At 70.2% G+C, this 10,824-nt stretch carries 11 protein-coding genes and 1 riboswitch; of the genes, 1 reads left to right on the top strand and 10 read right to left on the bottom strand.

Annotation, left to right across the window (positions count from 1 at the left end; all coding sequences use genetic code 11):
- Positions 1 to 159: 159 nt before the first annotated feature.
- From ACWDZ4_RS24300 to ACWDZ4_RS24270, 7 genes are all read right to left on the bottom strand, one after another.
- Positions 160 to 1,110 (bottom strand): PLP-dependent cysteine synthase family protein, encoded by a 951-nt coding sequence (locus ACWDZ4_RS24300; RefSeq protein ID WP_451510495.1) that lies wholly within the window; start codon positions 1,108 to 1,110, stop codon positions 160 to 162.
- Positions 1,110 to 1,388, bottom strand: a complete 279-nt coding sequence (locus tag ACWDZ4_RS24295) for a MoaD/ThiS family protein (protein ID WP_451510494.1) — start codon at positions 1,386 to 1,388, stop codon at positions 1,110 to 1,112. The genes ACWDZ4_RS24300 and ACWDZ4_RS24295 overlap by 1 nt, the downstream gene beginning before the upstream one ends.
- A gap of 93 nt (positions 1,389 to 1,481) precedes the next feature.
- Positions 1,482 to 1,592: a putative leader peptide gene (locus tag ACWDZ4_RS24290; RefSeq protein ID WP_344497705.1), complete on the bottom strand. Its 111-nt coding sequence runs from the start codon at positions 1,590 to 1,592 to the stop codon at positions 1,482 to 1,484.
- A gap of 44 nt (positions 1,593 to 1,636) precedes the next feature.
- Positions 1,637 to 2,446, bottom strand: coding sequence for an ABC transporter ATP-binding protein (locus ACWDZ4_RS24285; protein ID WP_451510493.1), 810 nt, complete (start codon positions 2,444 to 2,446; stop codon positions 1,637 to 1,639).
- Positions 2,443 to 3,483: a FecCD family ABC transporter permease gene (locus ACWDZ4_RS24280; protein WP_451510492.1), complete on the bottom strand. Its 1,041-nt coding sequence runs from the start codon at positions 3,481 to 3,483 to the stop codon at positions 2,443 to 2,445. The genes ACWDZ4_RS24285 and ACWDZ4_RS24280 overlap by 4 nt, the downstream gene beginning before the upstream one ends.
- Positions 3,484 to 3,489: 6 nt before the next feature.
- Positions 3,490 to 4,488 carry an ABC transporter substrate-binding protein gene (locus ACWDZ4_RS24275; RefSeq protein ID WP_451510491.1) on the bottom strand — a complete coding sequence of 333 codons (999 nt, stop codon included), beginning with the start codon at positions 4,486 to 4,488 and terminating at the stop codon, positions 3,490 to 3,492.
- Between the two features lie 41 nt (positions 4,489 to 4,529).
- Positions 4,530 to 4,653, bottom strand: a riboswitch (cobalamin riboswitch).
- A gap of 48 nt (positions 4,654 to 4,701) precedes the next feature.
- Positions 4,702 to 5,346 carry an HD domain-containing protein gene (locus ACWDZ4_RS24270; protein WP_451510500.1) on the bottom strand — a complete coding sequence of 215 codons (645 nt, stop codon included), beginning with the start codon at positions 5,344 to 5,346 and terminating at the stop codon, positions 4,702 to 4,704.
- A 324-nt stretch (positions 5,347 to 5,670) separates the two neighbouring features.
- Here ACWDZ4_RS24270 and ACWDZ4_RS24265 point away from each other — a divergent pair, with 324 nt between their 5' ends.
- Complete coding sequence (locus tag ACWDZ4_RS24265; protein WP_451510490.1) at positions 5,671 to 6,738, top strand: GlxA family transcriptional regulator; 1,068 nt, start codon at positions 5,671 to 5,673, stop codon at positions 6,736 to 6,738.
- Here the strand turns inward: ACWDZ4_RS24265 and ACWDZ4_RS24260 are convergent.
- The 3 genes from ACWDZ4_RS24260 to ACWDZ4_RS24250 form a co-directional block, all read right to left on the bottom strand.
- Entirely contained in the window at positions 6,627 to 7,043 is a 417-nt protein-coding gene (locus tag ACWDZ4_RS24260) for a Mov34/MPN/PAD-1 family protein (RefSeq protein WP_451510489.1), read from the bottom strand. The genes ACWDZ4_RS24265 and ACWDZ4_RS24260 overlap by 112 nt on opposite strands.
- Before the next feature lie 82 nt (positions 7,044 to 7,125).
- Entirely contained in the window at positions 7,126 to 8,574 is a 1,449-nt protein-coding gene (locus tag ACWDZ4_RS24255) for an amino acid permease (protein ID WP_451510488.1), read from the bottom strand.
- A 370-nt stretch (positions 8,575 to 8,944) separates the two neighbouring features.
- Positions 8,945 to 10,489, bottom strand: coding sequence for an alanine/glycine:cation symporter family protein (locus ACWDZ4_RS24250; RefSeq protein ID WP_451510487.1), 1,545 nt, complete (start codon positions 10,487 to 10,489; stop codon positions 8,945 to 8,947).
- Between the last annotated feature and the right edge of the window lie 335 nt (positions 10,490 to 10,824).

Here is a 10,824-nt window from a genome sequence, read left to right as displayed (position 1 = left end):
GTGAACGGGTTCTCGTACGAGCGCAGTACGGCCGCCTGGAACCTCATCGTCACGCCTCCTGCGGGCGGTGGACGACGAACGGCCGCACGGATCCACCCCGCCTGCCGAAACGTTTCGGCCTGCCCGGCGGTCGAGGACCGGGGTCCGGGCGGGGCCCCGTCACGCCCAGAGGTGGCCCCGGAGGGTTTCGATCGCCGCCTCGGTCGTCGGGGCCGTGTAGACGCCCGTGGACAGGTACTTCCAGCCGCCGTCCGCGACGACGAAGACGATGTCCGCCTGCTCGTCCGCCTTGACCGCCTTCTTGCCCATGCCGATCGCCGCGTGCAGCGCCGCCCCCGTGGAGACGCCCGCGAAGATTCCTTCCTGCTGGAGGAGTTCGCGGGTGCGCGTCACCGCGTCGGCCGAGCCGACGGAGAAGCGAGTGGTGAGGACGGAGGCGTCGTACAGCTCGGGGACGAAGCCCTCGTCGAGGTTGCGCAGGCCGTAGACCAGGTCGTCGTAGCGCGGCTCGGCAGCGACGATCTTGATGTCCGGCTTGTGTTCACGCAGGTAGCGGCCCACGCCCATGAGCGTGCCCGTGGTGCCCAGGCCCGCCACGAAGTGGGTGATGGACGGGAGGTCGGTGAGGATCTCCGGGCCGGTGGTGGCGTAGTGCGCGCCGGCGTTGTCCGGGTTGCCGTACTGGTAGAGCATCACCCAGGAGGGGTTCTCCGCGGAGAGCTCCTTGGCGACCCGTACGGCTGTGTTGGAGCCGCCCGCCGCCGGGGAAGAGATGATCTTCGCGCCCCACATGGCGAGCAGGTCGCGCCGCTCCTGGGAGGTGTTCTCCGGCATGACGCACACGATGTCGTAGCCCTTGAGGCGGGCCGCCATCGCGAGGGAGATGCCGGTGTTGCCGCTGGTGGGCTCCAGGATGGTGCAGCCGGGCGTCAACCGGCCGTCCTTCTCGGCCTGTTCGACCATGTGGAGCGCGGGGCGGTCCTTGACCGAGCCGGTGGGGTTGCGGTCCTCCAGCTTGGCCCAGATGCGGACGTCGTCGGAGGGGGACAGCCGCGGGAGGCGGACGAGCGGCGTGTTGCCGACCGCCGCCAGCGGGGAGTCGTACCGCATCAGACCATGCCGCCGGCGACGGCCGGGAGGATGGTGATGCTGTCGCCGTCCGCGAGCTTGGTGTCGATGCCGTCGAGGAAGCGGACGTCCTCGTCGTTGAGGTAGACGTTCACGAAGCGGCGCAGCTGGCCGTCCTCGACGACGCGCTCCTGGATGCCGGTGTGGCGGGACTCCAGGTCCGCGAAGAGGCCGGCGAGGGTGTCGCCGCTGCCTTCGACGGCCTTGGCGCCGTCGGTGTAGGTGCGGAGGATGGTCGGGATGCGGACCTCGATGGCCATGGCTTTCGACTCCTGTCAGGAGGGTGGCGTGAAAGGCGCGCGGCAGTCAGTCCCCCGCGCAGGGGCGTGCGTGTGCTCGATGGGGCCCGCGGCTCAGGCGGCGGCCGTACAGATCGCGCTGGCGAGCCGGCACAGGTCGACGTGCAGGCGCGCCACGAGCAGCACGGTGCTCGGCGTCGTCTCACTCACGTCGTGGGGAACCATGCGGTCATCGTATAGATTCCCGGCCCCTTTCCCGGCATGTGATCTCACATGGTGGTCGGAAAGTGTTCGACAGGTGGACGAAGCCTGGGCGGCGGGAGGTAGACGACGGTCGGGACGCCGGTCGTCGGATGGGTGCTGACCTCGGCCGATACGCCGTAGACGGTACGCAGGAGGCCGGCCGTGAGGACCTCTTCCGGGGGGCCGGAGGCGACGACGCGGCCGCCGTCCAGGACGTAGATGCGGTCGCAGTAGTGCGCGGCGAGGTTCAGGTCGTGCAGGGCGAGGAGGTTGGTGGTGCCCAAGTCGCGGACGAGGCTGAGGATTTCCAGCTGGTAGCGGATGTCCAGGTGGTTGGTCGGTTCGTCGAGGACGACGAGGGCGGGCTGCTGGACCAGGGCGCGGGCCATCAGGGTCCGCTGGCGTTCGCCGCCGGAGAGGGACGGGAAGCCGCGCTCGGCGAGGTCCGCGATGCCGACCCGGGCGAGGGCCGTGCGTACGAGGTCCGCGTCGGTCTCCGTGTCCTGTTCCCAGAAGCGTTTGTGCGGGGAGCGGCCCATGGCGACGACTTCGCGGACGGTCAGTTCGAAGTCGGCCCGGCCGTCCTGCGGGACGGTCGCGATGCGCCGGGCGCGGGCTCTGGCGCTCATGGTGTGCAGGTCGTCGCCGTCGAGGAGGACCCGGCCGTGGGTGGGGCGCAGCGTTCCGTACACGCAGCGCAGGAGGGTCGTCTTGCCGCTGCCGTTGGGGCCGACCAGGCCGACGGTCTCGCCGTCGGCGGCGGTGAGGGTGACGCCGTCGACGAGGTGGCGGCCTCCGGTGCCGTACGAGAGGTCTTCCGCGGTGAGGGTCGTCATGCGGGGGCTCCTTCGGGGCGGCGGCGCAGCATCCACAGGAAGAACGGGCCGCCGGTGAGCGCGGTGAGTACGCCGACGGGGACGTCCTGGGGCGCGGCGACGGTACGGGCGGCCAGGTCGGCCACGACCAGGAAGAGCGCCCCGCCGAGCGCGGCGACGGGCAGCAGCCTGCGGTGTCCGGCGCCGACGGCCAGCCGGGCGGCGTGCGGGACCATCAGGCCGATGAAGCCGATCGCGCCGCTGAAGGCGACGAGTACGCCGGTGAGCAGCGAGGCCAGGACGAAGACGACGGCGCGGAAGCGGCCGGTGTCGAGGCCGAGGGCGGTGGCCCCCTCCTCCCCCGCCAGGAGGAGGTCGAGGGGGCGGGCGAGGGTGAGGAGGACGGCCGTGCCGGCGGCCAGGACGCCGGCGGGGAGCGCGAGCATGTCCCAGCGGGCGCTGCCGAGGCCGCCGAGGGTCCAGTAGAGGATCTCCTTGAGGTGGTCGGCGCGGGCGGAGGTGACCAGGATCAGGCTGGTCAGGGCGGACAGGATGTAGGAGACGGCGACTCCGGCGAGGACGAGGCGTCCGGTGGTCAGGGCGCCGCCGCCGCGCGCGAGCCCGTACACGAGGACCAGCGAGCCGAGCGCGCCCGCGAAGGCGGCGAGCGGGACGGTGACGGTGGTGGCGAGGCCCGCGCCGATGCCGAGCACGATGACGCCGACCGCGCCGACCGAGGCGCCGGAGGAGACGCCGAGGAGGAAGGGGTCGGCGAGCGGGTTGCGCACGAGGGCCTGGAGGACGGTGCCGATGACGGCGAGGCCGGCGCCGACGACGGCGCCGAGCAGGACGCGCGGCAGCCGTACGTCGAGGACGATCGTGCGGTACGGGCCGGGCCCGGCGTTGCCGGTGACGATCTCCAGCACGTGCGGGGCGGGGATGCGTACCGACCCGAGGGCCAGGCCCGCGACGGCCGCCCCGGCGAGCAGGGCGGCGAGCGTGGCGAGGACCAGGGCGTGGCGCAGCCGCCCGCGGGCGGCGGGGGTCTGGCAGCTCACGGCGCGCTACTTCTTCGGTCCGGCGGGGTGCAGGGCGCGCGCGAGGGTGTCGACGGCGGCCGGCGCGCGTACGCCGAGGACCATGTCGGAGAGCGGCAGGACGGCGAAGCGCTTGTTCTTGATGGCGGGGACGTCGGCGAGGGCCGGGTCTTCGAGCAGGCGCTTCTTCTTCTGGGCCACGGTGGTGGCGCCGTAGTCGACGATGAGGATCGCCTCGGGCCGGCGGTCGACGACGTTCTCCCAGGAGGCGTCGCCGAATGCCTTGGGGAGGTCGGCGAAGACGTTCCTGCCGCCCGCGCGGGTGATCATCTCGTTGCCGATGCCGGCGCCGCCGACGGTGAACGCGGTCTTGTCGCCGCTGTCGTAGACGAAGACGGAGACGGGGCGGGTGTCCTTCAGCTTCTTCCCGGTGGCGGTGTTCTTCGCCTTCGCTTCGCTGATCCACCGCTCGGCGCGCGCTCCGACGCCGAAGGTGCGGCCGACTTCGCGGACCTCCCGGTAGAGGTCGTCCATGGTCGTCCGGCCGGCGCCGGGGCAGGACTCCACGTTCAGGCGGGAGTCGATGCCGGACTTCTTCAGCGCCTCGCGGCTGCGGCCGTCACCGGTGGCGAAGGCGGACGCGTAACCGCCGTACACGAAGTCGGGGTTGGTGGCGAGGAGCTTCTCGTACGAGGGGTACTCCTCGGCCAGGACGGGGGTGGCCTTGTAGTCCTTCTCGTACGCGGGGAGCACCTTGTCGTCGAGGTAGGCGGTCCCGGCGAGGGACTTGGCGAGGCCGAGTTCCAGCATCACCTCGGTGACGTGCTGGTTCATGGTGACGGCGCGGGTGGGGGGCGCCTTGTACGTCGTCTTCACACCGCAGTTGGTGACGGTGTAGGGGAAGCCGGGGGCCGCCTTGGGGGTGGGCCCGGTCTGGTCCGCGGCCGCGGTGCAGGCGGTGAGGGAGAGCAGGGCGGCGGCTGTGGTGACGAGCGCGCAGCGGGAACGCCGGGTACGGCTGGACACGGTGATGCCTCCTCCGGGGGATTTCCTCGTCCCCTGGTCGGTGGTGAAGAAGGCGGCAGGTCAGTTCCTGGCTTCCAGGCATGGTGATGGCCATGGCCTGGTCACAGTGGCGGGACCGTGCCGGATTCGCACCGGCTTCCTGGGCCCTGCCGCCCGGGTCGCGCACAGTCTCCCATCAGCGCCTTCGCCGGCCCTACTCGGGACCGGTCGGGGCTACTCGGGCCAGGCGGAGTTCTGGATCGTCTCGACGAAGTCGCCGCGCTCGTATCCGGGCACGAAGTGCTCCAGCACGTCGGCCTTGACGTTGCCGAAGGCGGTGTCCGGCTTGGGGGCGATGCCTTCGGTGAAGGCCGCGAGGATGCGCTTCTTGAAGTCGGGGCGCGGGTGCAGGACGGTGATCGCGGCGCGGTCGTCGGCGCTGATGTCGTCGTAGCCGATGCCGAGTACGTCGTACTCCACTCCGGCGGTGACGAGGGCGACTTCCGGCTCCATGTACTGCGGGATGCCGGGGGTGGTGTGCAGGGCGATGGCGGTCCAGACGCGCCGGACGCTGTCCTCGGGGACGCCGTGGCTCTGGAGGAAGCGGCGGGCCTCGTCGGCGCTGTCGACCTCGAAGCGGCGGCCGCTGGTGCGGTGCTGTTCGCCGAGGCCGAGGTCGTGGAACATCGCGCCGATGTAGAGGAGTTCGGGGTCGAAGCTCAGGCCGCGTCCGCGCCCCTGGAGGCTGCCGAACCAGAACACCCGGCGGGAGTGGTCGTAGATCAGCTCGGTCGCCGTGTCGCGGACGAGTTCGGTGGCGGCGGTGGCGAGCTTGGTGTCGGGGACGGTGATTCCGGCTGCTGTGTTCATGGGGTTCATGGGTTTCATGGGGTTCATGGAGTTCAGCTTGCGTCCGGGGTGTGGGCCCGTGCCATGTCCGTGGGGACACGCTTCCCACAGATCGGGACACCGGCGTGTTCCGGCCACCGCTGCGCGGGGCCTGTTCCCCTGCCCGCCCCTCCCCCGTGACTGGGGCTCCGTCCCCGTCCCCGGTCCTCAATTCGCCGGACAGGCCGAAAGGTGCCGCGCGGCACACCCGGCGCAGCACCTCAAGCCCGTCCGGGGGTCTGGGGCAGGCCCCGGTTCGGGAAGGGGCGGGGCGGGGAACAGCTCCGCAGGACACGCACCGCTTAACCTCGCGGGATGACTCACTCGGTGGTGGTGTTCGCGTTCGACGGTGTGCGGCTCATGGACGTCTCCGCGCCGCTGGAGGTCTTCACCACCGCCGGGAACAGCTACAGCGTGCGCGTCTGCACCCCCGACGGGCGTGACGTCACCACCTCCACCGGGCTGCGCATCGGTGCGGACCTCGCCGCCCATGAGGTGGAACGGGCGGGCACCCTCGTCGTGCCGGGGGCCGCCGATGTGGATGCCTTCCTGCGGGCGGCGCCGGGGCCGGTCGGGCACGTCGCCGCGCTGGCAGAGCGGTCGGGGCGGGTGGCCGCCGTGTGTACGGGGGCGTTCGCGCTTGCCGCCGCCGGGCTGCTCGCCGGGCGGCGGGCTACGACGCACTGGGAGCACGCGGCGGAACTGGCCCGGCGTTTCCCGGAGGTGACGGTGACCCCGGACGCCATCTACGTGCAGGACGGCCGGGTCCTGACCTCTGCCGGGGTGACCGCCGGCATCGACGTGTGTCTGGCCCTGGTCGAGCAGGACCGAGGGCCCGAGGAGGCCCGGCGCGTCGCGCGCGACCTGGTGGTGTTCCTCCAGCGGCCCGGCGGCCAGTCGCAGTTCTCCGCCGCGTCCCGCACGCCGCCGACCCGCGATCCGGTGGTGCGCCCGCTGCTCGACGCCGTCGTCGCCGATCCGGCGGCCGACCACAGCCCGCGGGCGATGGCCCGCAGGGCCGGCGTCAGCACGCGCCATCTGACGCGGCTGTTCCGGGACCGGACGGGCACCTCGCCCGCCGGGTTCGTGGAGGGCGTACGGCTGGAGGCGGCACGCATCCTGCTGGAGGGCGGGGCCGGGGTCACCGGGGCGGCCGCGCGCAGTGGCATCGGCAGCGACGAGAGCCTGCGCCGGGCCTTCGCCCGGCACTTCGGGGTGACCCCGTCCGCGTACGCCGCACGCTTTCGCAGTACGGCCGTGGCCGACGGCGGTTACGCCTCGACCTTGACGTCTTCCTCCGTGATCACGCCGTCCACGATGCGGAACGAGCGGAACTGGAAGGGGCCCGCGTCGTCCGTGTCGGCGGTGGAGACCAGGACGTAGTGGGCGCCGGGCTCGTTCGCGTAGCTGATGTCGGTGCGCGACGGGTACGCCTCGGTGGCGGTGTGCGAGTGGTAGATGATCACGGGCTCCTCGTCCCGGTCGTCCATCTCGCGGTAGAGCTTGAGCAGGTCCGAGGAGTCGAACTCGTAGAACGTGGGCGAGCGGGCGGCGTTCAGCATCGGGATGAAGCGCTCGGGGCGCCCGGAACCGGCCGGGCCCGCGACCACGCCGCAGGCCTCGTCGGGGTGGTCGGCACGGGCGTGCGCGACGATCTGGTCGTACAGGGCCTGGGAAAGGGTCAGCATGGGCCCCAGGATAAGCAAAGGGTCCCGCCCGTACCGAGGGATGGTACGGGCGGGACCGCATGCTGGACGGGAAGGGCTGGGATCAGGTCTTCGGCGAGGCGCTCTGCGCGGTGTCGCGCTTCTTGAGGACCAGCCACGAGACGCCGAGCAGCAGCGCCCACAGCGGCGCGCAGTACAGCGAGATCCGCGCGTTCTCGTCGATGCCCATCATGACGATGACCATGCCGATGAAGAGCAGCGCGAACCAGCTGGTGTACGGCGCTCCCGGGGCCCGGAAGGAGGACTTCGGCAGCTCGCCGCGGTCGGACTTGGCCCGGTAGCGGATCTGGCTGACCAGGATCATGATCCAGGCCCACATGCCGGAGATGGTCGCGAAGGAGACGACGTAGTTGAACGCCTCGCCCGGCCACTGGTAGTTGATCCACACGCCCACCAGCATCAGGACGGCGGAGAAGGACGTGCCCACGAGGGGCAGGCCGTTCTTGGTCAGCCTGGTGAAGAACTTCGGTCCCTGGCCGTTGAGCGCGAGGTCGCGCAGCATGCGGCCGGTGGAGTACATGCCCGAGTTGCAGGAGGACAGGGCGGCGGTGAGGACCACGAAGTTGACGATGGCCGCTCCGACGCCGAGGCCCATCTTCTCGAAGGCCGCCACGAACGGCGAGACGCCCGGCTGGAAGTGGGTCCACGGGACGACCGACAGGATCATGATCAGCGCGCCGACGTAGAAGACGGCGATGCGCCACGGAACGGTGTTGATGGCCTTGGGAAGGACCGTCTGCGGGTCCTTGGCCTCGCCCGCGGTGACGCCGACCAGCTCGACGGCGAGGAAGGCGAACATGACCAGCTGGAGGGTCATCAGGGTCTGGCCGATGCCGTGGGGGAAGAAGCCGCCCTGGTCCCAGAGCATGGTCACCGAGGCGGTGTCGCCGGCGTCGGAGAAGCCGAGGGTGAGGATGCCCGCGCAGATCAGGATCATGCCGACGATCGCGGTCACCTTGATCATCGAGAACCAGAACTCCAGCTCGCCGAAGAGCTTCACGGAGATCAGGTTCACGCAGAAGAGGAGGACCGTGAAGACCAGGGCGAAGACCCACTGCGGCTGGTCCATCCAGCCGTCCGTGCCCTTGGTCCAGTACTGCATGTACTCCGAGGCCGCGGTGACCTCGGTGATGCCGGTGACGACCCAGAAGAGCCAGTACGTCCAGCCGGTCACGAAGCCCGCGAAGGGGCCGACGAACTCGCGGGCGTACTCCGAGAAGGAACCGGAGACCGGGCGGTACATGAGGAGCTCGCCGAGCGCCCGCATGATGAAGAAGATGACCAGGCCCGCCATGGCGTAGGCCAGGATCAGGCTGGGGCCCGCGATCGAGATGCCCTTGCCGGCGCCGAGGAAGAGGCCGGTGCCGATGGCGCCGCCGATCGCGATCATCTGGATCTGGCGGGCGCCGAGTCCGCGCTGGTAGCCCTCGCCGGACGTCGCGCCTTCGGCCTCATTGCCGTCGTGCTGTGGGTCGACCTGCACTGAGGTCATGGTGTGTCGCGCCTTTCTCCACGCTGGTCCGCGCCTGCTGTGAGGCCGCGGATCAGGTCCTGATCCCCCCGGATATGGATGGAGTGCTACCGGCGGTCGGCCGGCCCGAGCGCCGCCGGGGACATGGGTGGCGTCCCTGGCGATCGAGAAGATTTATCACGATCGTCCACATGATCCAGTGGGCCCTGTGTGGCACACACCACGGAGAGAGGCGGTCAAATGGTTCTTAACCTGCCAGAACAGGCCACTTCGGTGACAGGATCGTTATCCGGATTTGAGTGTCCGCTGAGAGAACAGCCGGAGAAAAGCGGAACGGGCCCGTGCGCACCGGAAGCCGGTGCGCACGGGCCCGTGAGCCGCTGGGAGAACGTCAGCCGGCGCTCACCGGCGTCTTGTCCTCGTCCCCGTCGGCGTCCTGCGCGATGTCACCGCCGGCGTCCCTGGTCTTCACGTACGCCAGGAAGGAGGCGAGCTCCCGCTTGACGACCGGGGCGAGCAGGTAGAGGCCGATGATGTTGATGACGGCGAGCATGAAGAGCACGGCGTCGGCCATGGCGATCAGGGTCTCCAGCGCGAGCAGCGAACCGGCGATCGCGAACAGGGTGTAGACGACCTTGTACGTCAGCTCGCTCGTCCTGCTGCGGCCGAAGAGGTACGTCCACGCCTTCAAGCCGTAGTAGCCCCAGGTCAGCACCGTGGAGATGGCGAACAGCATCACCGCGACGGTGAGGATGTACGGGAACCAGGGCATCACCGTGGCGAAGGCGTCGGAGGTGATCGTGACGCCGCCGATGGACTCGCCCCCGCGGGCCTCGGCCCAGCTGGCGGGGTTGGCGATGACGATGGTCAGCGCGGTCATGGTGCAGATGACGACGGTGTCGATGAACGGCTCCAGCAGGGCGACCAGGCCCTCGCTGGCGGGGTGCTTGGTCTTGACCGCGGAGTGGGCGATCGGCGCGGAGCCGAGGCCGGCCTCGTTGGAGAACGCGGCTCGCTGGAAGCCGATGATCAGCGCGCCGATCACACCGCCCACGACGCCCTGGGGGTTGAACGCGCCCTCGATGATCGTGACGACCGCGGCCGGGACGGCGGTGACGTGGACCAGGATGACGGTCAAGCAGGCCAGGATGTAGATGCCGGCCATGGCGGGGACGAGCCTGCTCGTGACGTTGGCGATGGAGCGGATGCCGCCGAGCAGCACGATGCCGACGAGCGCGGCGACGAGGATGCCGAAGAACAGGGCGCCGGCCGACGAGCCCACCAGGCCGTCCTCGCCACCGGTGACGGACACCAGCTGGGCGTAGGACTGGTTGACCTGGAAGAGGTTGCCGCCGAAGAGGCCGAAGAACAGGACCATGAAGGAGGCGAGGACCGCGAGGACCTTCCCGAGGGTCTTGCCGCGGGCGCCGAAGCGGTCGGCGAGTCCCTTGGGCAGGTAGTGCATCGGGCCGCCGGAGACCGTGCCGTCGGCGTGCACCTCGCGGTACTTCACACCGAGCGTGACCTCGACGAACTTGGTGGCCATGCCGAGCAGGCCGCACAGGATCATCCAGAAGGTGGCACCGGGGCCACCGACAGAGACGGCGACGGCGACACCGGCGATGTTGCCGAGACCGACGGTGCCGGAGACGGCGGCGGTCAGGGCCTGGAAGTGGTTGACCTCACCGTCCGACCCCTCCTCGTCGTACTTCCCGCGCACCACGTCGAGGGCGAGGCGGAACTTGCGGACCTGCACGAGCCCGAACCAGCCGGTGAAGACCAGACCGGCGACGACGAGCCAGGCGACGATGAGGGGCAGGTTCGCACCGCCGACGGGCACGGAATAGAAGACGACTTCGCTGAGCCAGGTGGCTATGGGCTCGAAGAATCCGCTGACGGCTTCGTTGACGGATGTGGTGATGGAGTCGAGTGACACGGTGACTACCTCGATGGCGCATGGCTGCGACGCGTGGGAGGGCGCGGCGAGCGGCGAGCGGAAGTGCGGTTCTTTGAACGAACGCCGTTGTCCGGTGGGCGACTTGCGGCCCGCGGGTCTTCGGACGGGAACCTTTGGCGCCTTGGTGCCTTGGTCGTGCATGCGCCGGGGTGACCGGCTCTCCAGGGTCGGCGAGGGGTGGTGCCTTGGTGGAGTCGTGAAGTCTTACCACACCCACCGGGACTTGGCCGGTGACGCAGGTCACACGCAAAAAGGAAAAACCGCCACTGTGGGGCATAACCGCAGCGGCGGTGACAGGATCGTTATTCGGACAC

It is taken from the genome of Streptomyces sp. NPDC003016 (assembly GCF_053591455.1).
This window is presented reverse-complemented; position numbering and strand designations above follow the sequence as displayed.

Coding starts and splice junctions, on each gene's coding strand:
- ACWDZ4_RS24255 (WP_451510488.1), bottom strand. CDS start 8,574: ATGACCTCAGTGCAGGTCGACCCACAGCACGACGGCAATGAGGCCGAA.
- ACWDZ4_RS24260 (WP_451510489.1), bottom strand. CDS start 7,043: ATGCTGACCCTTTCCCAGGCCCTGTACGACCAGATCGTCGCGCACGCC.
- ACWDZ4_RS24295 (WP_451510494.1), bottom strand. CDS start 1,388: ATGGCCATCGAGGTCCGCATCCCGACCATCCTCCGCACCTACACCGAC.
- ACWDZ4_RS24300 (WP_451510495.1), bottom strand. CDS start 1,110: ATGCGGTACGACTCCCCGCTGGCGGCGGTCGGCAACACGCCGCTCGTC.
- ACWDZ4_RS24290 (WP_344497705.1), bottom strand. CDS start 1,592: ATGGTTCCCCACGACGTGAGTGAGACGACGCCGAGCACCGTGCTGCTC.
- ACWDZ4_RS24285 (WP_451510493.1), bottom strand. CDS start 2,446: ATGACGACCCTCACCGCGGAAGACCTCTCGTACGGCACCGGAGGCCGC.
- ACWDZ4_RS24265 (WP_451510490.1), top strand. CDS start 5,671: ATGACTCACTCGGTGGTGGTGTTCGCGTTCGACGGTGTGCGGCTCATG.
- ACWDZ4_RS24270 (WP_451510500.1), bottom strand. CDS start 5,346: ATGAACCCCATGAACACAGCAGCCGGAATCACCGTCCCCGACACCAAG.